This is a genomic window from Caballeronia sp. LZ003 (genome assembly GCF_031451465.1).
GTDB lineage: Bacteria > Pseudomonadota > Gammaproteobacteria > Burkholderiales > Burkholderiaceae > Caballeronia.
In genome coordinates this window covers 335,662-357,091 of record NZ_JARUXJ010000001.1, presented here as the reverse complement: position 1 = coordinate 357,091, position 21,430 = coordinate 335,662, and the positions used below count along the sequence as shown (strand labels likewise).

The 21,430-nt window shown below is 62.1% G+C and carries 22 protein-coding genes and 1 other RNA gene; 13 read left to right on the top strand and 10 right to left on the bottom strand.

The window, feature by feature from the left end; genetic code table 11:
* Nucleotides 1-2: 2 nt before the first annotated feature.
* Both QCE79_RS01705 and QCE79_RS01700 read left to right on the top strand, forming a co-directional pair.
* Nucleotides 3-323, top strand: a complete 321-nt coding sequence (locus QCE79_RS01705; RefSeq protein WP_244827003.1) for an NAD(P) transhydrogenase subunit alpha — start codon at nt 3-5, stop codon at nt 321-323.
* Nucleotides 324-1,766: an NAD(P)(+) transhydrogenase (Re/Si-specific) subunit beta gene (locus tag QCE79_RS01700; RefSeq protein WP_244827002.1), complete on the top strand. Its 1,443-nt coding sequence runs from the start codon at nt 324-326 to the stop codon at nt 1,764-1,766.
* A gap of 54 nt (nt 1,767-1,820) precedes the next feature.
* On the opposite strand, the gene QCE79_RS01695 is transcribed toward QCE79_RS01700, so the two are convergent.
* Nucleotides 1,821-2,540, bottom strand: coding sequence for a hypothetical protein (locus QCE79_RS01695; RefSeq protein ID WP_309841352.1), 720 nt, complete (start codon nt 2,538-2,540; stop codon nt 1,821-1,823).
* 179 nt (nt 2,541-2,719) lie between these two features.
* Here QCE79_RS01695 and QCE79_RS01690 point away from each other — a divergent pair, with 179 nt between their 5' ends.
* The 9 genes from QCE79_RS01690 (at nt 2,720) to ruvB (ending at nt 12,580) form a co-directional block, all read left to right on the top strand.
* Nucleotides 2,720-4,033, top strand: coding sequence for a class I SAM-dependent RNA methyltransferase (locus QCE79_RS01690; RefSeq protein ID WP_309841349.1), 1,314 nt, complete (start codon nt 2,720-2,722; stop codon nt 4,031-4,033).
* Nucleotides 4,034-4,361: 328 nt separating this feature from the next.
* Nucleotides 4,362-5,759, top strand: coding sequence for an aminopeptidase P N-terminal domain-containing protein (locus tag QCE79_RS01685; RefSeq protein WP_404988853.1), 1,398 nt, complete (start codon nt 4,362-4,364; stop codon nt 5,757-5,759).
* Between the two features lies 1 nt (nt 5,760).
* Nucleotides 5,761-6,972 carry a UbiH/UbiF/VisC/COQ6 family ubiquinone biosynthesis hydroxylase gene (locus QCE79_RS01680; protein ID WP_309841345.1) on the top strand — a complete coding sequence of 404 codons (1,212 nt, stop codon included), beginning with the start codon at nt 5,761-5,763 and terminating at the stop codon, nt 6,970-6,972.
* Nucleotides 6,973-7,229: 257 nt separating this feature from the next.
* Complete coding sequence (gene dusB / locus QCE79_RS01675; protein WP_244826998.1) at nt 7,230-8,321, top strand: tRNA dihydrouridine synthase DusB; 1,092 nt, start codon at nt 7,230-7,232, stop codon at nt 8,319-8,321.
* A complete protein-coding gene (locus QCE79_RS01670) occupies nt 8,318-8,551 on the top strand; it encodes a Fis family transcriptional regulator (RefSeq protein ID WP_040052966.1) in 234 nt (77 codons plus the stop codon). Before dusB ends, QCE79_RS01670 begins: the two co-directional genes overlap by 4 nt.
* Nucleotides 8,552-8,615: 64 nt before the next feature.
* A complete protein-coding gene (gene purH / locus QCE79_RS01665; RefSeq protein WP_309841340.1) occupies nt 8,616-10,181 on the top strand; it encodes a bifunctional phosphoribosylaminoimidazolecarboxamide formyltransferase/IMP cyclohydrolase in 1,566 nt (521 codons plus the stop codon).
* A gap of 111 nt (nt 10,182-10,292) precedes the next feature.
* A complete protein-coding gene (ruvC, locus tag QCE79_RS01660) occupies nt 10,293-10,835 on the top strand; it encodes a crossover junction endodeoxyribonuclease RuvC (RefSeq protein ID WP_244826996.1) in 543 nt (180 codons plus the stop codon).
* Nucleotides 10,836-10,859: 24 nt separating this feature from the next.
* The gene (gene ruvA / locus QCE79_RS01655) at nt 10,860-11,441 is read left to right on the top strand and encodes a Holliday junction branch migration protein RuvA (RefSeq protein ID WP_244826995.1); all 582 of its coding nucleotides are present in this window, start codon (nt 10,860-10,862) and stop codon (nt 11,439-11,441) included.
* A gap of 80 nt (nt 11,442-11,521) precedes the next feature.
* Nucleotides 11,522-12,580 (top strand): Holliday junction branch migration DNA helicase RuvB, encoded by a 1,059-nt coding sequence (gene ruvB, locus QCE79_RS01650; RefSeq protein WP_244826994.1) that lies wholly within the window; start codon nt 11,522-11,524, stop codon nt 12,578-12,580.
* Between the two features lie 3 nt (nt 12,581-12,583).
* Here ruvB and QCE79_RS01645 read toward each other — a convergent pair whose 3' ends face one another.
* From QCE79_RS01645 to tyrS, 3 genes are read right to left on the bottom strand one after another with little or no spacing between them, the layout of a single operon-like run.
* Nucleotides 12,584-13,231 (bottom strand): histidine phosphatase family protein, encoded by a 648-nt coding sequence (locus QCE79_RS01645; protein ID WP_309841339.1) that lies wholly within the window; start codon nt 13,229-13,231, stop codon nt 12,584-12,586.
* Complete coding sequence (dtd, locus tag QCE79_RS01640; protein WP_244826992.1) at nt 13,228-13,701, bottom strand: D-aminoacyl-tRNA deacylase; 474 nt, start codon at nt 13,699-13,701, stop codon at nt 13,228-13,230. Before dtd ends, QCE79_RS01645 begins: the two co-directional genes overlap by 4 nt.
* On the bottom strand, nt 13,698-14,945 hold the full coding sequence (gene tyrS, locus QCE79_RS01635) for a tyrosine--tRNA ligase (protein WP_250463004.1): 1,248 nt from the start codon (nt 14,943-14,945) through the stop codon (nt 13,698-13,700). The genes dtd and tyrS overlap by 4 nt, the downstream gene beginning before the upstream one ends.
* A gap of 291 nt (nt 14,946-15,236) precedes the next feature.
* Here tyrS and QCE79_RS01630 point away from each other — a divergent pair, with 291 nt between their 5' ends.
* Nucleotides 15,237-16,367: an anhydro-N-acetylmuramic acid kinase gene (locus QCE79_RS01630; RefSeq protein WP_309845120.1), complete on the top strand. Its 1,131-nt coding sequence runs from the start codon at nt 15,237-15,239 to the stop codon at nt 16,365-16,367.
* 68 nt (nt 16,368-16,435) lie between these two features.
* Here QCE79_RS01630 and erpA read toward each other — a convergent pair whose 3' ends face one another.
* From erpA to rplM, 3 genes are all read right to left on the bottom strand, one after another.
* The gene (gene erpA, locus QCE79_RS01625; RefSeq protein WP_244826990.1) at nt 16,436-16,801 is read right to left on the bottom strand and encodes an iron-sulfur cluster insertion protein ErpA; all 366 of its coding nucleotides are present in this window, start codon (nt 16,799-16,801) and stop codon (nt 16,436-16,438) included.
* 208 nt (nt 16,802-17,009) lie between these two features.
* Entirely contained in the window at nt 17,010-17,402 is a 393-nt protein-coding gene (gene rpsI, locus QCE79_RS01620; protein WP_244826989.1) for a 30S ribosomal protein S9, read from the bottom strand.
* A gap of 11 nt (nt 17,403-17,413) precedes the next feature.
* Nucleotides 17,414-17,842 (bottom strand): 50S ribosomal protein L13, encoded by a 429-nt coding sequence (gene rplM / locus QCE79_RS01615; protein WP_244826988.1) that lies wholly within the window; start codon nt 17,840-17,842, stop codon nt 17,414-17,416.
* Between the two features lie 640 nt (nt 17,843-18,482).
* Here rplM and QCE79_RS01610 point away from each other — a divergent pair.
* Entirely contained in the window at nt 18,483-18,905 is a 423-nt protein-coding gene (locus tag QCE79_RS01610) for an OsmC family protein (protein WP_244826987.1), read from the top strand.
* Between the two features lie 64 nt (nt 18,906-18,969).
* Here the strand turns inward: QCE79_RS01610 and rnpB are convergent.
* The 3 genes from rnpB to pyrC all read right to left on the bottom strand — a co-directional run bounded on the left by rnpB (nt 18,970) and on the right by pyrC (nt 21,401).
* Nucleotides 18,970-19,384: RNase P RNA component class A (gene rnpB / locus QCE79_RS01605), an RNA gene on the bottom strand.
* A gap of 91 nt (nt 19,385-19,475) precedes the next feature.
* Nucleotides 19,476-20,315, bottom strand: coding sequence for a DUF3025 domain-containing protein (locus tag QCE79_RS01600; RefSeq protein ID WP_309841335.1), 840 nt, complete (start codon nt 20,313-20,315; stop codon nt 19,476-19,478).
* A complete protein-coding gene (gene pyrC, locus QCE79_RS01595; RefSeq protein ID WP_309841334.1) occupies nt 20,316-21,401 on the bottom strand; it encodes a dihydroorotase in 1,086 nt (361 codons plus the stop codon).
* Nucleotides 21,402-21,430 lie beyond the last annotated feature (29 nt).

The following is a 21,430-nucleotide window of genomic DNA, read 5'->3' as shown; positions in this document are numbered from 1 at the left end:
ACATGGACGTCATCAATCACACGGTGATCAATCTCATCATCTTCGTGCTGGCGATTTACGTCGGCTACCACGTGGTCTGGAACGTCACGCCCGCGCTGCACACACCCTTGATGGCGGTGACGAATGCAATCTCGGCAATCGTCATCGTCGGCGCGATGCTCGCGGTCGGTCTGACAATCGGCGGCGCTGGCAAGTTCTTCGGCACGCTCGCGGTGCTGCTTGCGGCGGTGAACGTGTTCGGCGGCTTTCTCGTGACCCGGCGAATGCTTGAAATGTTCAAGCGCAAAGAGCCGAGAAAACTCATCAAGAAGGAGGGCGCGTAAATGAGCATGAACGTCGTCACTCTTCTGTATCTCGTCGCTTCGGTATGCTTCATTCAGGCGCTGAAGGGCTTGTCCAATCCGAAGACCGCGCGCATCGGCAATACGTTCGGCATGGCGGGGATGGCGATCGCCATCGTCACCACGCTCGCGCTCATTGCGAAGCAGGCTTCCTATCTCGGTTCCAATCTCTCGCTCGGACTCACGCTCTTGTTCGCGGCGCTTCTGATCGGCGGCGCGGCGGGCGCCTATATCGCGGCGAAAGTCGAGATGACGAAGATGCCCGAACTCGTCGCCGCGATGCACTCGCTGATCGGGCTCGCGGCGGTCTGCATTGCGTATGCCGTGGTGTCGGAACCTTCGGCGTTCGGCCTTGCGCCGCCGGGCTATTACATGCCGTACGGCAATCGCGTCGAGTTGTTCATCGGCACGTTCGTCGGGGCGATCACGTTTTCCGGTTCGGTGATCGCGTTCGGCAAGCTGTCGGGCAAGTACAAGTTCCGGCTCTTTCAGGGCGCGCCCGTCACGTATTCGGGACAGCATCTCATCAACTTGCTCCTTGCCGTGGCGATGATCGGCTTCGGCGTGATTTTCATGCTGACGCAATCGTGGTTGCCGTTCATCGTGATGACGTTGATCGCGTTCGCGCTGGGCGTGCTCATCATCATTCCGATTGGCGGCGCGGATATGCCGGTAGTCGTGTCCATGCTCAATTCGTACTCGGGCTGGGCGGCGGCGGGCATTGGTTTCTCGCTCAACAATCCGATGCTGATCATCGCGGGTTCGCTGGTGGGATCGTCGGGCGCGATTCTGTCCTACATCATGTGCCGGGCGATGAACCGCTCCTTTTTCAACGTGATTCTCGGCGGCTTCGGCGGCGAAGCGGGCGGCCCGGCGGTGGGCGGCGCGCAGGAACAGCGCCCGGTGAAATCCGGTTCCGCCGATGACGCGGCCTTCATGCTCGGCAATGCGGAAAGCGTGGTGATCGTGCCGGGTTACGGGCTTGCGGTGGCGCGCGCGCAGCATGCGCTGAAGGAATTGACGGACAAGCTCGTGGAGAAAGGCATCGACGTGCGCTATGCGATTCATCCGGTCGCGGGGCGCATGCCGGGGCACATGAACGTACTGCTCGCCGAAGCGGAAGTGCCCTACGAAATGGTGCAGGAGATGGACGACATCAACAGCGAGTTCGGGCAGGTGGATGTGGTGCTCGTGCTCGGCGCCAACGACGTGGTGAATCCTGCGGCGAAGACCGACCCGAAATCGGCGATTGCGGGCATGCCGATTCTTGAAGCGTACAAGGCGCGCACGATCATCGTGAACAAGCGGTCGATGGCGGCGGGCTACGCCGGGCTCGATAACGAACTGTTTTATATGGACAAGACGATGATGGTTTTCGGGGACGCGAAGAAGGTGGTGGAGGATATGATGAAGGCGGTGGATTGAGGGGCTGACGTTCATTTTTGCCTGGTCCGAGGGAGCATCTGGACCAGGCAAGCATCAGTTATGAAAATCTTGAATCCGCATTGCGAGCGAGAGCAGATCACGATGATAGTCGTAACGCGCGACCACGCTGCTCAGGAAGAGCGCACCGATGGCAAAACCCACTTGCGTAGAAGTGGTCCCCAGCGCGACGAGACCCGCTGCTGCAGCCTCGAAGCTCTTAAAGTGAATAATCGCATCCACACCTTTAAGGGTTCCACTCGCTTCGACAAGAGTCGCGACTAGTGCCGATAGCGCGATTTTGTCGACGGACCCAATGCATCGTGCAATGGCGGCTTTTCGACGCTCGGAGACAATACGAATCCATTCGGTGGCGCTCTGCAAGTCTGCTGTTGGAAATGCAGCTAACCTGCTGGCAAACGTCATATCGTGCTCGAACTCTTTTCGTTCGCGCAGGTTCTCGTACTGCCTAAACTGAAAGGCTAGCTTTAATTGGCCGCTTTCTGGCCAAGCGATAACAAGATTGGAAACCAGCCAGATCAACCAGACGACAGTAAAGGTTAGCAGCCAACCCGTCCTCCCAGGCAGAAATTGATGTTTTGCCATCCAAGCGAAAAACCCTGCGAGGAAGACAACGAAGAAACCTCCATAAAAGACAATACTTGTTAGCCGCTTTCTCTTTTGATGTTGCGGCTTTTTTTCTTTCTCAAGAGCTTTCGCTCTGAGTGGCTCTGCATCTCTGAGCGCGTCTAGTACATGCTGCACTGCGGCTTCCATCTTTTTTTCCCGACAAGTTGGACGAGCACTATCTGGCCGCCATGAAAGCAACGGCGGTGCGACGGTAAATGTTAAGCGGCTGGTACACAACGTGAATCGTCTGAAATGCGCCGCCGGTCGGCCGAACCACCTGCCGCGTACAATGTCGCCTTCCGATTCACGCAAACGAAAGCCCCCTCATGTCCTCCCCCCTCTTCGACTGGTTTGTCCCCTGCCCGCGCGGTCTCGAAGCGCCGCTTGCCGCCGAGCTCGCCGAGATCGGGGAGCGCCATGTCGCAAGCGCGCCGTTATCCGGCGGCGGAACGCTTGCCGTCGGCGCACAGGTTCCCGGTGGCGTGCACTTCCGGGGCGGCTGGGTCGCGGGCATGGCGGCGAATCTGCATTCGCGTATCGCGAGCCGCGTGCTCTTGAAGATCGCGCAGGGCCCGTATCGCAACGAACACGATATCTACGAACTCACGCACCAGCAGCGCTGGGAGCAATGGTTCACGCCGAGCCAGACAATGCGCGTCGATCTCACCGCCATCAAGTCGCCGGTGAAGAGCCTCGAATTCACGACGCTGCGTGTAAAAGACGCCGTCTGCGACCGCCTGCGCGATGTTGCCGGCGCGCGCCCGAGCATCGACACCGCGCAGCCGGACGTGCGCGTGTTCGCGTTCCTCACGGTGAACGAATGCACGCTCTATCTCGATACCTCCGGCGAGCCGCTCTTCAAGCGCGGCTGGCGTCTGGACAAGGGCGCGGCACCCCTGCGCGAGAATCTTGCAGCCGGCATCCTGCGTCTCACGGGATGGACGCCCGGAACGCCGCTCTTTGATCCGATGTGCGGCAGCGGCACCTTCCTCGCCGAAGCCGCGCAGACCGCGCTCGATATCGCGCCGGGTAGCGAACGGCGCTTTGGCTTCGAGAAGCTCAAGCCGTTTCATCCGGGCATGTGGCAGAAGCTCAAGTCGGCCGCTGGCGAAGCGAAGCGCGCCGCGCGTTCGGCGCGCTCGGAGTTGAACATCTTTGGCAGCGACATCTCCGGCGACATGCTGGAAAAGGCGCGCGCCAATCTGAGCCGCGCCGGTGTATCGAACCTGCAGCTCAAACAGGTCGATTCCCGCAACATGATGCCGCCCACGGAAGCGCCCGGCATTCTCGTGGCGAATCCGCCGTATGGCGAGCGGATCGAAGTGCGTGGACGCGGCCCGCGCGGCGAGATTCGCGACACGCCGCGCTCGCGTCGCGACGATCGTGACGACGAAGAAGCCTTCGCGCGCGCTCAACCCGATCCCGCCGATACCGAATTCTTCATCTCCTTCGGCAACGCGCTCAAGCAACGCTTCCCGGGCTGGCGCGCCTACGTGCTGACCTCGGACCGCAAGCTGCCGGGCATGTTGCGGTTGCGCGAATCGACCAAGACGCCGCTCTTCAATGGCGCGCTCGAATGCCGTTTGTTCCGCTTCGATCTGATCGCGGGCAGCGTGCGGAATCGGACGAGCGAAGAGTAAGCAGCTTGGTTTGCGAGTAGGCGACACGTCGCAGTGCGGCGTTCGCCGCTTCGCTTCGGTGACTCGACTGCCGACAGTGCGCACCACGGAGGTCGAAGACATGCGACGAATCAATCCGTGATGCTGCGTAGATCCATCGGGCCTGAGACCCTGCGCATCGCCGAAAATCGACATTCCGCGCGCCGATTCGTCCGCGATGCAAGCACATACGCCCCGCGCGCTCCACTCGGCCGCACATTCCGCCCTACCCTCACCGCACTCACCGCACTCACCACTAGGCCGAATGGCCGAGTCCCCCTGCATCGAAGCCCGGCGCTACAATCGGCGAATGAACTCACTCACCGAACTCGCCAGCCCCATCGCCGTCGACGTCTATCGCGGCCGCCGCGAACGCGTGCTCGCCGCGATGCGCGCCCAAGGCGGGGGCATCGCCGTCGTGGCTACCGCGCTGGAAGTCTTGCGTAATCGCGACGCCGACTACCCCTTTCGCCACGACAGCTATTTCTACTATCTGACAGGCTTCACCGAGCCCGAGGCGACGCTCGTGCTGAACGCGAGCGCGCAAGACGGCGAGCCTGCATCCATCCTCTTTTGTCGCGAAAAGAACGCCGAGCGCGAAACCTGGGAAGGCTTTCGGTTTGGCCCCGAAGCCGCGCGCGATGCCTTCGGTTTCGATGCCGCCTTCGCCATCGATTCGCTCGACGAGGAGATGCCGCGTCTCATCGTGGACAGACCCGCGTTGTACTACGCGCTCGGGGCATCGGCGGAAGTGGACGCGCAAGTGCGCGGCTGGCTCGCCGCCGTGCGCGCGCAAGGCCGCAGCGGTGTTCGCGCGCCGGAAGAGGCACGCAATCTCCTGCCGCTGCTCGACGAGATGCGGCTCGTGAAAGACGCGCACGAAATCGCGATCATGCGACGCGCCGGGTCGATTTCAGCCGAAGCGCATCGGCGCGCCATGCGTGCGTGTCGTCCCGGCATGCACGAATACGAGATCGAAGCCGAACTGCTCTATACGTTCCGCCGACGCGGCGCGCAGGCGCCCGCTTACGGTTCCATCGTCGCGGCGGGGGCGAATGCCTGCGTGCTGCACTATCCGGCGGGCAATGCCATCGCGCGGGATGGCGACCTGATCCTCATCGACGCCGCCTGCGAACTCGACGGCTACGCCTCCGACATCACACGCACTTTCCCGGCAAGCGGTCTGTTCACGCCGCCGCAGCGCGAGCTTTACGACATCGTGCTGGCCGCGCAAAGCGCCGCCATCGAAGCGACCCGCGCCGGCGTCAGTTTCGACGCACCGCATCAGGCCGCGGTGAAAGTGCTGTCGCAAGGTTTGCTCGATACCGGCATCCTCGATAAAGCGAAGTTCGGCACTATCGATGACGTGATCGGCGAACGCGCCTTCGCGCGCTTCTACATGCATCGCACGGGGCACTGGCTCGGCATGGACGTGCATGACGCGGGCGACTATCGCAACGCCGACGGCCCGCGCGATGCGCAGGGCGCGCGCGAGTGGCGCACGCTCGCGGCGGGCAACGCGCTCACCATCGAGCCAGGCCTTTACGTGCGCGCCGCCGAAGACGTGCCCGAGCGCTACTGGAACATCGGCATTCGTATCGAGGACGACGCCATCGTCACGCCCGATGGCTGCGAGCTACTCACCCGCGAAGTGCCCGTCGATGCCGACGAAATCGAAGCGCTGATGCGCGAATCGAACCAAGACTGATATGAACGACACGACCAGGCCCGTGCACGACGAAGGGCACTTCGACCATGACATCGCCATTGTCGGCGCGGGGCCGGTCGGGCTCGCGCTCGCGGGCTGGCTTGCGCGGCGCAGCGCCACGCAACGCTTGTCGATCGCGTTGATCGACGCACGCACGCCTGAAGCCGCCGCGAGCGATCCGCGTTCGCTCGCGCTCTCGCATGGCAGCCGCGTGATGCTTCAGCCGCTCGGCTTTCCCGCCGATGCCACGCCGATCCGCCGCATCCACGTGTCGCAGCGCGGGCACTTCGGCCGCACGCTGATCGAGCACGACGAACACGAGTTGCCCGAGCTGGGCTACGTGGTGCGCTACGGTTCGCTCGTCAGTGCGCTTGCCAGCGGGGTGCGCGCAACGAACGTGGACTGGCTCACCGAGACCTCCGCGCTGCCGCCGCTGCAGGACGACGAGGGCGTCACCTTGCCGCTCAAGTCGTCGGCGGGCGAACGCACGATCCGCGTGCGCGTGCTGGTGAACGCAGAAGGCGGGCTGTATCAGCAGACTTCGGGCGAGAGCGCCGTCTCGAACGAACGGCACGCGCGCGATTACGCGCAAACGGCGATCGTCGGTACGGTGAGCGTATCGGAGCCTCAGGCGAACGTGGCATGGGAGCGCTTCACGCGCGAAGGTCCGATTGCGTTGCTGCCCTGCGGCGGCGCGCGTCACGCGGACTATTCGCTCGTCTGGTGCGGTTCGCCCGATGAAGCCGCGCGGCGCATGCAGCTCGACGACTCGGCGTTTCTCGCCGAACTCGGCGATGCCTTCGGTACGCGCATGGGCCGCTTCACGCGCATCGCGTCGCGGGCGGCGTTTCCGCTCGGGCTCACCGCGCTCCACGCGCTGGTGGATCGCCGCACGGTCGCAATCGGCAACGCGGCGCAGACCTTGCACCCGGTCGCGGGTCAAGGCCTGAACCTGGGCTTGCGCGATGCACGCGCGCTGTCGGATGCCTTGTCCGCCGATGGCGCGCGTCCGCTTGCGCTTCTGCGCTTCGCTCAACGCCGCGCGCTCGACCGGCGTCTGACGATCGGCGCCACCGATACGCTCGCGCGCATCTTCACGGTGGACTTCGCTCCGCTTGCCGCGATGCGCGGGCTTGCCTTGACGGCGCTCGAGTTCCTGCCGCCATTGAAGACGGCGCTCGCCCGTCAGATGATGTTCGGGCAAAGACGCTGATCCGCTTTCTATCTGTATTCGGCGGCGGGTCGCACGACGCGACGCCGCCTCATTCGTCAGCACAAAGCCCGACTTATCCTCTATGAGCTCGTCCGCTTTCATAGAAGATTTAAAGACTTGCGCGCGATTGCTCTTAATTTCAGCACCCGCTTCGCGTTAAAATACGCGTTTCCCTTCAGCACTAGCAAACGCTCGACGCAGCGCGGCGCTTTTCATGGCGCCTTGCTTCATGTCGTCGGCGCCACGCCCAAGCCTTCATGCCAAGCATTGGTTCACACGTTCTGCGCAACAACCTGTTCGTCGCCCCGATGGCAGGCGTCACCGACCGTCCGTTCCGTCAGCTCTGCAAGCGCATGGGCGCGGGCTACGCGGTGTCGGAGATGGTCGCTTCGAACGCGCAGTTGTGGAAGAGCGAAAAGACCATGCGGCGCGCCAACCACGCGGGCGAAGTCGAGCCAATCTCCGTTCAGATCGCGGGCGCCGACCCGCGGATGCTGGCCGAAGCCGCGCGCCACAACGTCGCGAACGGCGCGCAGGTCATCGACATCAACATGGGATGTCCCGCCAAGAAGGTTTGCAACGTTGCGGCGGGTTCCGCGCTCCTGCAGAACGAAGAACTCGTGGCGCGTATCGTCGAGACGGTGGTGCAGGCCGTCGGCGTAGGGCCGGATGCCGTGCCCGTCACGCTCAAGATTCGCACGGGGTGGAATCGCGAGAACAAGAACGCGCTAAATATCGCGCGGATCGCGGAAGATGCCGGCATCTCCATGCTCACCGTGCATGGCCGCACGCGCGCGGACCTCTATAAGGGCGACGCCGAATACGAGACCATCGCGGCCGTCAAGAACGCGGTGAAGATTCCGGTGGTCGCGAACGGCGACATCACGACGCCCGAGAAGGCGCGGCACGTGCTGACGGTGACGGGCGCGGACGCGATCATGATTGGCCGCGCGGCGCAGGGTCGACCGTGGCTCTTTCGCGAGATCGAACATTTTCTGACGACGGGCGAACGGCTGCCGCCGCCGCTCATCGAAGAGATCCAGCAGGTGATGAACGAGCACCTCGAAGATCACTACGCTTTCTACGGGGAATTCACGGGCGTACGGACTGCGCGCAAGCACATCGGCTGGTACACTCGCGGCCTTTCCGGCGCCAACACCTTCCGGCACCGGATGAATACGCTGGACACGACCAAAGAACAATTGCTCGCGGTCAACGAATTCTTCGACGCGCAAAAAGCGTTGTCCGACCGTCTGGTCTATGTCGACGAGAGCGGCGACGACTGCGACGCGGCTGCCGAAGAATCGTGCGGCGGGCATCACGACATAGACCGACAAAAAGCCGCATGAGCAGACATAACATCGAACAATGCGTCCGCCAGAGCCTGGACAATTATTTTCAGGATCTGGACGGCTCCAACCCGCACGACGTCTACGACATGGTGATTTCGTGCGTGGAAAAACCGCTGCTCGAAGTGGTGCTCGAGCAGGCAGGCGGCAACCAGTCGCTTGCGGCCGAGTATCTCGGCATCAACCGCAACACATTACGCAAGAAGCTTCAGCAGCACGGATTGATTTGATTCATCGGACCGGGGCGTCCGCCCTGGTCTGGCCTGGCTATCCTTTTTGGTTTCAGTGTTCACCATGATCAAGCAAGCGCTCATTTCCGTTTCCGACAAATCCGGCATCATCGACTTCGCCAAATCGCTGGCGGAGCTTGGCGTCAAGCTCCTCTCGACCGGCGGCACGGCGAAACTGCTGGCCGACGCGGGCTTGCCCGTCACGGAGGTCGCCGACTACACCGGCTTTCCGGAAATGCTCGATGGGCGCGTGAAGACGCTGCATCCCAAGGTTCACGGCGGCATTCTCGCGCGCCGCGATCTGCCGGAGCACATGGCGGCGCTGGAAAAGCACGACATTCCGACCATCGATCTGCTGGTGGTGAATCTGTATCCGTTCGTGCAGACCGTGGCGAAGGAAGAGTGCTCGCTGGAAGACGCCATCGAGAACATCGATATCGGCGGGCCGACCATGCTGCGCTCGGCGGCAAAGAATCATCGCGATGTCACCGTGATCGTCGATCCGGCCGATTACGCCACCGTGCTCGACGAAATGCGCGCGAATCACAACAGCGTGGCCTACAAGACGAACTTCCGTCTCGCCACCAAGGTGTTCGCGCATACCGCGCAATACGACGGCGCGATCACGAACTATCTGACGAGTCTGACCGAAGAGCTTCAACACGCAACTCGCAATACGTATCCGGCAACCTTCAACGTCGCTTTCGAGAAGGTGCAGGATCTGCGTTACGGCGAGAATCCGCATCAGAGCGCGGCGTTCTATCGCGATCTCGCGGTGCCCGCTGGCGCGCTCGCTAACTACGAGCAGTTGCAGGGCAAGGAACTCTCGTACAACAACATCGCCGATTCCGACGCGGCATGGGAATGCGTGAAGACCTTCGACGCGCCCGCCTGCGTCATCATCAAGCATGCGAATCCGTGTGGCGTGGCGCTCGGCGCAAACGCGCACGAAGCCTACTCGAAGGCGTTCAAGACCGATCCTACGTCGGCGTTCGGCGGCATCATCGCGTTCAATCGCGAAGTAGACGAAGCGGCGGCGCAGGCCGTAGCCAAGCAGTTCGTCGAAGTGCTGATCGCGCCTTCGTTCAGCGATGCCGCGCGGGCGGTGTTCGCGGCCAAGCAGAACGTGCGTCTCTTGCAGATCGCGCTCGGCGACAGTCATAACGCGTTCGACCTGAAGCGCGTGGGCGGCGGGCTGCTGGTGCAATCGCTCGATTCGAAAAACGTGCAGCCGCATGAACTGCGCGTGGTGACGAAGCGCCACCCCACGCCCAAGGAGATGGACGACCTCATGTTTGCGTGGCGCGTGGCGAAGTTCGTGAAGTCGAACGCCATCGTGTTCTGCGGCGGCGGCATGACGCTTGGCGTCGGCGCGGGGCAGATGAGCCGCGTGGATTCGGCGCGCATTGCGGGCATCAAGGCGCAGAACGCGGGTCTCACGCTGACCGGCTCGGCCGTGGCTTCGGACGCGTTCTTCCCGTTCCGCGACGGGCTCGACGTGGTGGTCAATGCAGGCGCGACCTGCGTGATCCAGCCAGGCGGCTCCATGCGCGACGACGAAGTGGTCGCCGCTGCCGACGAGCACAATGTTGCGATGATTCTCACCGGCACGCGTCATTTCCGCCATTAATCGCTGCGGCATCCTTTATTATTGGCCTGTTTGCGCTGCCTGCTGATTGGCGGCACAAACAGGCCAATTTCATTTCGAACGACCGCCACGCCGGAGCGCATTTCCGCAAACATGAGAATTCTAGGCATCGATCCGGGCTTGCGCGTGACCGGCTTCGGCATCATCGACAAGTCCGGGCACTCGCTCACCTACGTGACGAGCGGCGTGATCAAGACAGCCGACGCAGACTTGCCTTCGCGTCTGAACACCATCTTCGAGGGCATTTCCACGCTCATCGGGCAGCACAATCCAGATCAGGCGGCGATCGAAAAAGTCTTCGTGAACGTGAATCCGCAGTCCACGCTGCTGCTTGGCCAGGCGCGCGGCGCGGCCATCTGCGGCATGGTGGCGAGCGGCCTGCCGGTCGCGGAATACACCGCGCTGCAATTGAAGCAAGCCGTGGTCGGCTATGGCCGCGCCACCAAGGAGCAAATGCAGCAGATGGTCGTGCGTCTGCTCGGCCTGACAGGCGTACCCAGCACCGACGCAGCGGATGCGCTCGGCATGGCGATCTGCCATGCGCATGGCGGCACCGGCCTCGCGGCGCTCGGCACCATCGCGCCGTCGCTGGCGAAAAAAGGCTTGCGCGTCAGGCGCGGTCGTCTCATCGGCTAATCAACCTCGATACTTACTGCAAATATGATCGGTCGCATTGCCGGCGTTCTGCTGGAAAAAAATCCGCCGCATCTGCTCGTCGATTGTGGCGGCGTCGGCTACGAAATCGACGTGCCGATGAGCACCTTCTACAACCTGCCGCATGCCGGCGAAAAGGTCGTCCTGCTCACGCAGATGATCGTGCGTGAGGACGCGCATCTGCTGTACGGATTTCTCACCGCGCAGGAGCGTTCGACGTTTCGCGAGTTGTTAAAGATCAGCGGCATCGGCGCGCGCATGGCGCTGGCCGTGCTCTCCGGCATGAGCGTGCAGGAGCTCTCGCAAACGGTGACGACGCAGGACGCCGCGCGCCTCACGCGCGTGCCGGGCATCGGCAAGAAGACGGCCGAGCGTCTGCTGCTCGAACTCAAGGGCAAGCTCGGCGCCGATCTCGGCGCGATGGCAAGCGCGGCTTCGCAGTCCGATCACGCCTCCGACATCCTCAATGCCCTGCTTGCGCTCGGCTATTCCGAGAAAGAAGCGCTCACCGCGATCAAGAACGTGCCTGCCGGAACCGGCGTCTCCGAGGGCATCAAGCTCGCGCTCAAGGCGCTCTCGAAAGGCTGATTCTGCGGGCGTTTCGCGTGTTGCGCCATTAGGCCGTTCGGCCAGGTTCATCGCGGGAAAGCTCGCTGTACAATCGACGGATGATCGAAACCGACAAACTCGCCGCCGAGCGCATCATCGCGGCCACGCCCGTCTCGCCGAACGAAGAAGCCTTCGAGCGCGCGTTGCGACCGCGCCAGCTCGACGAATACGTCGGCCAGGAAAAGGTGCGCGGCCAGCTCGAGATTTTCATCGAGGCGGCCAAGCGCCGTTCGGAAGCGCTCGATCATGTACTGCTGTTCGGGCCGCCGGGTCTCGGCAAGACGACACTCGCGCACATCATCGCGCGGGAAATGGGCGTTAATTTGCGACAGACCTCGGGGCCGGTGCTGGAGCGCGCGGGCGACCTCGCTGCCCTCCTCACCAATCTCGAAGCGAATGACGTGTTGTTCATCGACGAGATTCATCGGCTCTCGCCGGTCGTCGAGGAAATTCTTTATCCGGCGCTGGAGGATTATCAGATCGACATCATGATCGGCGAAGGCCCGGCCGCGCGTAGCGTGAAACTGGATCTGCAGCCGTTCACGCTCGTCGGCGCGACGACGCGCGCGGGCATGTTGACCAATCCTCTGCGCGACCGCTTCGGCATTGTGTCGCGGCTCGAGTTTTATAACGCGAGCGAACTGGCGCGTATCGTGTCGCGTTCGGCTTCGTTGCTGAAGGCGGAGATCGTGCCCGAGGGCGCGCTCGAGATTGCGCGGCGTTCGCGTGGCACGCCGCGTATCGCGAACCGGCTGCTGCGTCGCGTGCGCGATTTCGCCGAGGTGAAAGCGGACGGCAACATTACCGCCGAAGTCGCGGATGCCGCGCTGAAGATGCTCGATGTCGATCCCGTCGGCTTCGACCTGATGGACCGCAAGCTGCTCGAAGCCATCCTGCAGAAGTTCGATGGCGGCCCGGTGGGCGTGGACAATCTCGCGGCGGCTATCGGCGAAGAGCGCGATACCATCGAAGACGTGCTGGAGCCGTATCTGATTCAGCAAGGGTATTTGCAACGCACGCCGCGCGGGCGCGTGGCGACGTTGCTGACTTATCGGCACTTCGGGCTGGCTGCGCCCGATGCAGGGCCGATTCGGGAGCTTTGGGATGCGAAGGGGTGAGGGTTAGGCTTGCTTTCGCAACCCATCGTCGTCCGTATCCGTCGCCAGATGCGAAACGTCGCCCCACGAAACCACCCTCGCCGCGTCCCCGTCGTAATCGACGACATTGACGCTGCAATTCAACAACGGCCAGTCGCGAGCGTCCTGCAACGACAGCTTCTTAGCAAACCGATAGATGCAGTCCAGCACGCCGCCATGCGCCACGCACGCAATGCGCCCGCCCGGATGCGCGGCTAGGATAGGCTCCATTGCATGCACGACACGGTGATAAAACACCCGCTGTGATTCGCCACCCGGCGGCGTAAAACCCGGGTCCCGCGTTTGCCACTCGACGAACTCCGCAGGAAACTTCTCGCTGATCTCGTCGCTGTCATGACCTTGAAACGCGCCGTACAAGCGCTCGCGCAGTCCCTTCGAAAGACACAGTTCGAGCCCGAGCGCATCCGCGAAAGGACGCGCCGTTTGCTGCGCGCGTTGCAGGTCACTCGAATAGACCGCATCGAGCCCGCCCTCGCGCGCCAAGCGCCGGCCCAGTTGCTCGGCCTGCAGACGCCCGTGCTCGGAGAGCGGAATGTCGATATGCCCTTGTATGCGCTTGATGCGATTCCAGTCGGTTTCGCCGTGGCGAATGAAAAGGACCTGAGTGGTCATGGCGTTTCCGGTTGCGGCCGCACTTGCAGCCAGAATGTGACCGGCCCGTCGTTCACGAGCGATACCTGCATGTCCGCACCGAATTCGCCGGTCTCGACCACCGGATGCTTCTTGCGCGCCTCGCGCACGAAGTGGTCGAAGAGGCGCTTGCCTTCGTCGGGCGGCGCGGCGGGCGTGAAGCTCGGACGCAAGCCGCTCGACGTATCGGCGGCAAGCGTGAATTGCGACACCAGCAAGACGCCGCCCGCGCGCCCCGCGCCATCCATGTTCTGCACGGAAAGATTCATCTTGCCGGCAGCGTCGCTGAAGACTCGATACGCAAGCATCTTCGCCAGCAGCTTGTCGGCGGTTGCTTCGTTGTCGCCGCGCTCGGCGCAGACCAGCGCGAGCAAGCCTGCGCCGATGGCGCCCGTGACACGCTCGCCCACGCGCACGTCGGCGCGCGCCACGCGCTGGATGAGCGCAATCATGCGGTCAACGTGATCCGCGCAAAACGGCGCTTGCCGACTTGCACGACGAACTCGCCCGCCTCGACCTTCAAGCCTTTGTCGGTGATAGTCACGCCATCGATCTTCACGCCGTTCTGCTCGATGTTACGCAGCGCTTCGCTCGTCGATGGCGCGAGTCCCGCCTGCTTGAGCAACTGACCGATCGCGAGCGGCGCACCCGCGAGCGTGACGCTCGGGATATCGTCCGGCACGCCGCCCTTCGCGCGATGATTGAAGTCTTCGAGCGCGCGCTCGGCATCTGGCGCCGAATGAAAGCGCGTGACGATCTCCTGCGCCAGCAACACCTTGAAGTCGCGCGGATTGCGGCCGCCTTCCGCTTCCTTCTTGAAGCCCGCGATTTCCTCGATGCTGCGGAAAGACAGCAGTTCGAAATATCGCCACATGAGCACGTCGGAGATGCTCATCAGCTTGCCGAACATCTCCGTCGGCTTCTCGCTGATGCCAACGTAATTGTGCTTCGACTTCGACATCTTCTCGACGCCATCGAGACCTTCGAGCAGCGGCATCGTCAGAATACATTGCTGCTCTTGACCGTATTGCTTTTGCAATTCGCGGCCGACAAGCAGATTGAATTTTTGGTCCGTGCCGCCGAGTTCGAGGTCCGCGTTCAGCGCGACGGAGTCGTAGCCTTGCATCAGCGGGTAAAGCAACTCGTGGATGGAAATGGGCACGCCGCCCTGAAAGCGCTTGGTGAAATCCTCGCGTTCCAGAATGCGCGCGACCGTGTAGCGCGATGCCAGCTTGATCATGCCGTCGGCGCCGAGCGGCATCGACCATTCGCTGTTGTAGCGAATCTCGGTCTTCTCGCGGTCGAGCACGAGCGCGGCCTGTTCGAAATACGTCTTTGCGTTGTTTTCGATCTGCTCGCGTGTGAGCGGCGGGCGGGTGGCGTTGCGGCCGGAGGGATCGCCGATCAGCGAAGTGAAATCGCCGATCAGAAAAATGACCTGATGCCCGAGGTCCTGCAACTGGCGCATCTTGTTCAGCACGACCGTATGGCCGATATGAATGTCCGGCGCCGTCGGATCGAGGCCGAGCTTGATGCGCAGCGGCTTGCCCGTGGCCGCGCTTTTTGCGAGCTTCTGCGCGAATTCGTCTTCGATCAGCAGTTCGTCGCAACCGCGCTTGGCGATGGCGAGCGCGTTGCGCACTTCGTCGGTAATCGGAAAGGCTTGCGCGGCAGGTGCGTTGGATTCAGTGGTCATGCTTTGCGGCTTGTGAGGTCAAAATGAGCGGTCGCGGACGGCACTAACGCCGATGACGAAGCCGTCCGAACAACGCGGCGACATTCGCGAAAATGAGTGCAATTGCAGGTTCGAGCCGACGATTTTACGCGATGACGTGCCCTTTCGCGCCCTTTCGGCCAGCAATCGCGCCCGAATTGCAGAACGAGGCTTTTGACGCCGCTTAACGATTCGGCCAGTTACGCGGATAATCGCGGCTTAGCGGACTCGAGCGAATCGAAGGAGAGCAGCGTGGGTAAAAAGACCGAGGTAATCGAAAGCGGCGCGGCGGACGGCGTGTACTTCGGTTTGATGTCCGGCACGAGCATGGATGGCGTCGATGGCGTCGCGGTGCAGTTCGCGACCGGCAAGACGCCCGTTGTTCTTGGCGAGGCTCACGTCTCGTTCTCGAAGGGTCTGCGCGACGCGCTTTTCGAACTGCAAGCGCCCGGCGCCAACGAGCTTGAACGCGAGGCGCTCGCCGCCAACGCGCTCGCCACGCGCTACGCCGTTTGCTGCCACGAATTGCAGAGCATGAGCGGCTATTCGTCCACAAAGGTGCGCGCAATCGGCGTGCATGGCCAGACGGTGCGGCATCGGCCGGAAAAGGGTTACACGCGCCAGATCAACAATCCCGCGTTGCTGGCGGAAATGACGAACATCGACGTAATAGCAGATTTCCGCAGCCGCGATGTCGCCGCCGGCGGCCAGGGCGCGCCGCTCGTGCCGGCGTTTCACGCGACGCTCTTCGGCGCGAAAAACGAAACGCGCGTGGTCTGCAATCTCGGCGGTATCAGCAACATCACGATTCTCTCGTCGAGCGGCGCGGTACGCGGCTTCGACTGCGGCCCGGCAAATGCGCTGCTCGACGAATGGGCGCTTCGTCATTTGCAAAGACCCTATGACGACGGCGGACAATTCGCGGCATCGGGTCAAGTCAATCAGGCGCTCCTGAACGCGTTTCTCGATGAACCGTTCTTTCAGGAAGCACCGCCCAAGAGTACCGGGCGCGACTTGTTCAATCCCGCATGGCTCGACGCCAAACTCGCGGCGTTCACGGGCCTCGCTCCCGCCGATGTACAAGCCACGCTCGCCGCGCTGACGGCGACTTCGGTGGCGCGCGAGATCGAGCGTCACGCATCCGACGCCCGCGCGGTCTACGTTTGCGGCGGCGGCGCGCGTAATCCGGTGCTGCTCAGGATGCTTCAACAGGCGCTGGAAGAAAGCGGCGTGGCGGGCGTTCCCGTCATGACGACCGACGCGCTCGGCGTGCCGCCGCAACAGGTCGAGGCTTTTGCCTTCGCGTGGCTCGCAATGCGCTGCGTCGCGCGCAAGCCCGGCAATCTGGCAGCCGTGACGGGCGCAGCGGGCGAACGCGTGCTCGGCGCAATCTATCCGCACTGAGCCCACTAAAGCCTGAAACGAAAACGGAGCCCGAAGGCTCCGTTTTTCATTCGACCGCTAAACCGAACTCAGACCGAGAACGACGATCCGCAACCGCAAGTGGTCGTGGCGTTCGGATTCTTGATCACGAACTGCGCGCCGTTGAGGTCGTCCTTATAGTCGATCTCCGCGCCGACGAGATATTGATAGCTCATCGAATCGACGAGCAATTGCACGCCCGCCTTGTCCATTACGGTATCGTCTTCGTTGACGGCTTCGTCGAACGTAAAACCATACTGGAAGCCCGAGCATCCGCCGCCCTGCACGAACACGCGCAGTTTCAGTTCCGGATTGCCTTCTTCATCGATCAATTGCTTGACCTTGTCCGCGGCCGCGTCGGTGAAGACGAAGGGCAAAGGCATCTCGGTCGTGGGGGTGTCGCTCACAGTGCTCATTCGAATTCTCCAATTAAGCTTCTAACCGCTATTGTAGGGCTCTTCCTAACATCGTGCTCGATGTCCATGAAATCAATGGGCTAAAGCAAATTCGACACAATTTGGCGCAGCGCGCGTCAGAACAAAAAAAGCCGCCGGCACGTGCGGTGCGGGCGGCTTTTTCGGGCAACTTCGCGTCCAGTAAGACGGAGGCGAAGCGCCAAAGCGCTTAACGCTTCGAGAACTGCTTCCGGCGGCGTGCCTTGTGGAAACCGACCTTCTTACGTTCCACTTCACGCGCGTCGCGGGTGACGAAGCCAGCGTTCGACAGTTGCGACTTGAGCGTTGCGTCGTAGTCCATCAGCGCGCGGGTGATGCCGTGGCGAACCGCGCCTGCCTGACCCGTTTCACCGCCGCCCGACACGTTGACCTTGATGTCGAACGTGCTTGCGTGATTCGTGAGTTCCAGCGGCTGACGCACGATCATCAGCGAGGTTTCGCGCGAGAAGTAGTCGGCGATGGGCTTGCCATTGACGACGATATCGCCCTTGCCCGACTTGATGAAGACGCGAGCGACGGCGCTCTTGCGGCGGCCCGTACCGTAGTTCCAGTTACCGATCATGTGGGCTCCCCTTAGATCTCGAGCGCTTTAGGCTGTTGAGCCGTATGCGGATGCGTTGCTTCGGCGTAGACCTTCAGCTTCTTGATCATTGCGTAGCCGAGCGGACCCTTCGGCAGCATGCCCTTCACGGCCTTCTCGAGCGCGCGGCCCGGGAAACGCTCTTGCATTTTGCCAAACGTCGTTTCATAGATGCCGCCCGGGTAGCCCGAGTGACGATAGTACTTCTTGTCCGTAGCTTTATTGCCCGTGACCTTCAGCTTGCCGGCGTTGATGATGATGATGAAATCACCAGTGTCGACGTGCGGGGTGAATTCAGGCTTGTGCTTGCCGCGAAGACGGCGTGCCACTTCGCTGGCGACACGGCCGAGAACCTTATCCGTCGCGTCAATCACGTACCATTCACGCGTCACCTCATGGGCTTTTGCGGAAAACGTCTTCATGATCGATCCAAAAATTTAAATCTGCCCTTGGCTGTTTTCAGCCTTTTACCTTTGTTCGGTCCTGCTTATATGAGCGTTCAAGAACTTGCGTTCAGGACGCGCTGCAGGCTCTCCCTGACTTCTCTTCGCGGGCGTGGAACGAAGAGAACTTTGAATTATAAAGGGAAATAGTCGCGGAGGTCAAAAGAATGACGCTTTTGGGCCCGCCACAAGGGCGCTGTGGGCGAAAAAAAGCCCGAGCGCTGAGGGCTCGGGCTTAATCCACCAAAGGAGGAGGTGGAGGAGACGCGGTAGATGTGTCTAACTGCGACAATCAATGAGACGAGTATAGGCACGGTCATGCGGGGAGACAAGAAGATTTGCATCGTGAAAGATGAGTTCATAATGTGGAATTTCCATAAAGGTGCAGTGCGCGCGACTTCCCCTTATAAAACATCGCGATAGAACGGATTCAGCGGTCATCCAGAGCGATTTACCCCGCTAGAGTCCTTCCTCCACTTCGCGAATCTGTTATCCGGCGGCATTACCCTCACGTAAAGGTTTGCTCGTCAACCGGTAGATGCGCGCATGCGCAGCCATCCCGACGACCGCGAGCCGCTACAATGAAAACCCTGTAAACGTAGAACGCTGGAGCCTGAGCATGGAAAGCAAAGTGAGCTGGATGGGACCGGACGGCATGGCGTTCGCGGCCGAAACGGGCAGCGGTCATATCGTTACGATGGACGGAGCGCCCGAAGGCGGCGGACGCAATCTCGCGCCGCGTCCGATGGAAATGGTGCTGCTTGGCACCGGCGGCTGCACCGCCTACGACGTGGTAATGATCCTGAAAAAGAGCCGCCAGGAGATTCAAGGCTGCTCCGTCACGCTCAAGGCCGATCGCGCGAGCGAAGATCCCAAGGTCTTCACGAAGATTCACTTTCACTTTACGGTCACGGGCAAGAATCTGAACCCGGCGACCGTCGAGCGCGCGATCAACCTGTCGCATGACAAGTATTGCTCGGCGTCGATCATGCTGGCGAAGACCGCGGAACTGACGCATTCGTTCGATATCGTCGAAGTCTGAGCGAGCGCGCAAGCAAAAAAGAGCCGGCGTCACGCGCGTGACGCCGGCTCTTTCTTTTGGAATACGACAAAGCGGGCCGATAAGCCGGATTCTGTGCACGCAATACGCCCGAAAGCGATCGCGCGTGGCAGTCATTCCTCTAGGCGCGCCATTGCTGACGCGCTCAAGCTTCCTACCCGCAGACGAACGGGGGCACCGTCCTGCATCTCGAAGATGCGCGCCTGCCTATTTGGAATTGCTCCGGGTGGAGGTTACCGTGCCGGCCAGTCTCACGATGGCCGCGGTGCGCTCTTACCGCACCGTTTCACCCTTACCTGATCTCCCGACTTGCGCCAGGAGCCATCGGCGGTTTGCTTTCTGTTGCCCTGTTCCGCGTGTTGCCACGGATGGCCGTTAGCCATCACCCTGCCCTGTGGAGTCCGGACTTTCCTCGCCCTCGACGCACGAAACGTCGAAGCCGCGACTGCCTGGCCTGCTTTGCGGGGTCGATTCTAGCATCGGGTGTCTACCGCATCTCGAGGAATAGCTTTTTGCCTGGCGAATCGTGCGCGCTGCGTTGGCCGCGACGTCTCACGCGCTGCGTCTGCCCGAACGAAACACTGTCGTATCGTCGTAAAACTCGGGGGATTCGTTTGCTTGCCACCAGCCCGGCACGCCAAGCACCGGTATCGGCGAGAAAGCGCGGCTTTCGATCGTCCCGGCATTCAGGCTTGCCGTTACGCGTTCATCGAGCAAGGCGCGGCGGGCGGTATCGTCAAGAGAGAAGTAGTCAGCGGGCACCGGCACGAGCCACGCGTGACCCGTGCACGCCTTGTACGGCGCAACGAGTTTTTCCAGCAGCGCGTGTCCGAAAATGCGCGCCTCACAGCGCTTACCCCACGCCGCACGGCCCTCGATGAAGAGCGCACGCCAGTCGAAGCGGCGCAAGGCATCGGCGAGCATTGCGTCCGAGTAAGCGAAAAACACCGCGTTTTCGTCGAAAAGCGTAAATGCATCGCGCACGCCGCCGCGCGTCGGACCGATACCGCGTGTCTCGATCTGCTCGGCCTGTCGCGCATTGAGCGCCGCCTTGACGCGCGGATACGCAAACCACATCTGGCCGTTGAAAAAATCGTGGAGGTTATGGCGCGTGGGCACGCATCCCGTTTCGGCGATATGCCCTTCATATGACGCCCCGTCCGGCAAGGCTTCCTGCGCGATAAACGCGAGCGGCCGAGCGCGCCCCGTGACATGCGCGGCGGCTCGGGCGTCGTCGTTCATGACGGACAAATAGCGCGCCGGGCTATCGAGCGCGGCGGCTTGCCAGCGCCTGCCGCGCGTTTCGATCGATGGTAACCACGGGCGCGTCCAGTCGATTGCCGCGAAACGGCCAACGCCGTCTTCAGCCGCCGCCCCCGACGCGCCGCTCACTCAACTTGCCTCCACGAAGCGCCATCCGATCGATTCCCCCCCACGCAGCGGCACGACCTCTTCGTCGCCGACGGAAAATTCGGCGGGCAGCGTCCACGATGCGCGCTCGAGCGTCACTTTCTCGGCACTGCGCGGCAGGCCGTAGAAATCCGCGCCATGAAAGCTCGCGAAACCTTCCAGTTTGTCGAGCGCGCCGGCTTTATCGAAGGCTTCCGTATAGAGTTCGAGCGCGTGGAGCGCCGTGTAACAGCCCGCGCAACCGCACGCGTGCTCTTTCAAGCCTTTCGGATGCGGCGCGCTGTCCGTGCCGAGGAAAAAGCGCGCGTTGCCGGAAGTCGCCGCCTCGACCAGCGCCACGCGATGCGTCTCGCGCTTCAACACCGGCAGGCAGTAGTAATGCGGCCGGATGCCGCCCACGAGAATGGCATTACGGTTGAACAGCAGGTGATGCGCGGTGATGGTCGCGCCGATCGTGCCATCGGGACCTTCGGCGTCGCGCACGTAATCGGCGGCGTCCTTCGTCGTAATGTGCTCGAACACCACCTTGAGCGCGGGGAAATCGCGGCGCAGCGGCAACAGCACGCGGTCGATGAACACCTTCTCGCGATCGAAGATATCGATATCGCCATCGGTCACTTCGCCGTGGATGAGCAGCGGCATGCCCGTTTCCTGCATGACTTCGAGCGTCTTCGCGCATTTGCCGAGGCTCGTCACGCCCGCGTCCGAATTGGTCGTCGCGCCCGCCGGATAAAGCTTCACACCGTGCACGAAGCCGCTTTCGCGCGCCCGGCGGATCTCGTCAGGCGGCGTGTTGTCGGTGAGATAGAGCGTCATCAGCGGCTCGAAACGCGCGGCGGCTCCGTCTTTCGACAGCGCGGCCAGAATGCGCTCGCGATAAGCCGCGGCCATTTCCGTAGTCGTCACGGGCGGCTTCAGGTTCGGCATGATGATCGCGCGACCGAACTGGCGCGCCGTATGCGGCAGGACGGCGGCGAGCATCGCGCCGTCGCGCACGTGCAGATGCCAGTCGTCGGGACGCGCAATCGTGAGTGTCGTGAGCGAATCGGGCGAGGCGGAATTGGACATGGCGTGATGGCGGCGGAAACGTTGGAGTC

Excerpts from the sequence above, each read along its gene's own strand:
- dusB (WP_244826998.1), top strand. The coding sequence starts at position 7,230 with ATGCCAAGCATTGGTTCACACGTTCTGCGCAACAACCTGTTCGTCGCC.
- pyrC (WP_309841334.1), bottom strand. The coding sequence starts at position 21,401 with ATGTCCAATTCCGCCTCGCCCGATTCGCTCACGACACTCACGATTGCG.
- purH (WP_309841340.1), top strand. The coding sequence starts at position 8,616 with ATGATCAAGCAAGCGCTCATTTCCGTTTCCGACAAATCCGGCATCATC.
- QCE79_RS01670 (WP_040052966.1), top strand. The coding sequence starts at position 8,318 with ATGAGCAGACATAACATCGAACAATGCGTCCGCCAGAGCCTGGACAAT.
- rplM (WP_244826988.1), bottom strand. The coding sequence starts at position 17,842 with ATGAAGACGTTTTCCGCAAAAGCCCATGAGGTGACGCGTGAATGGTAC.
- QCE79_RS01690 (WP_309841349.1), top strand. The coding sequence starts at position 2,720 with ATGTCCTCCCCCCTCTTCGACTGGTTTGTCCCCTGCCCGCGCGGTCTC.
- QCE79_RS01705 (WP_244827003.1), top strand. The coding sequence starts at position 3 with ATGGACGTCATCAATCACACGGTGATCAATCTCATCATCTTCGTGCTG.
- ruvA (WP_244826995.1), top strand. The coding sequence starts at position 10,860 with ATGATCGGTCGCATTGCCGGCGTTCTGCTGGAAAAAAATCCGCCGCAT.
- QCE79_RS01610 (WP_244826987.1), top strand. The coding sequence starts at position 18,483 with ATGGAAAGCAAAGTGAGCTGGATGGGACCGGACGGCATGGCGTTCGCG.
- QCE79_RS01695 (WP_309841352.1), bottom strand. The coding sequence starts at position 2,540 with ATGGAAGCCGCAGTGCAGCATGTACTAGACGCGCTCAGAGATGCAGAG.
- erpA (WP_244826990.1), bottom strand. The coding sequence starts at position 16,801 with ATGAGCACTGTGAGCGACACCCCCACGACCGAGATGCCTTTGCCCTTC.
- QCE79_RS01645 (WP_309841339.1), bottom strand. The coding sequence starts at position 13,231 with ATGACCACTCAGGTCCTTTTCATTCGCCACGGCGAAACCGACTGGAAT.
- dtd (WP_244826992.1), bottom strand. The coding sequence starts at position 13,701 with ATGATTGCGCTCATCCAGCGCGTGGCGCGCGCCGACGTGCGCGTGGGC.
- ruvC (WP_244826996.1), top strand. The coding sequence starts at position 10,293 with ATGAGAATTCTAGGCATCGATCCGGGCTTGCGCGTGACCGGCTTCGGC.
- rpsI (WP_244826989.1), bottom strand. The coding sequence starts at position 17,402 with ATGATCGGTAACTGGAACTACGGTACGGGCCGCCGCAAGAGCGCCGTC.
- QCE79_RS01685 (WP_404988853.1), top strand. The coding sequence starts at position 4,362 with ATGAACTCACTCACCGAACTCGCCAGCCCCATCGCCGTCGACGTCTAT.
- tyrS (WP_250463004.1), bottom strand. The coding sequence starts at position 14,945 with ATGACCACTGAATCCAACGCACCTGCCGCGCAAGCCTTTCCGATTACC.
- ruvB (WP_244826994.1), top strand. The coding sequence starts at position 11,522 with ATGATCGAAACCGACAAACTCGCCGCCGAGCGCATCATCGCGGCCACG.
- QCE79_RS01700 (WP_244827002.1), top strand. The coding sequence starts at position 324 with ATGAGCATGAACGTCGTCACTCTTCTGTATCTCGTCGCTTCGGTATGC.
- QCE79_RS01680 (WP_309841345.1), top strand. The coding sequence starts at position 5,761 with ATGAACGACACGACCAGGCCCGTGCACGACGAAGGGCACTTCGACCAT.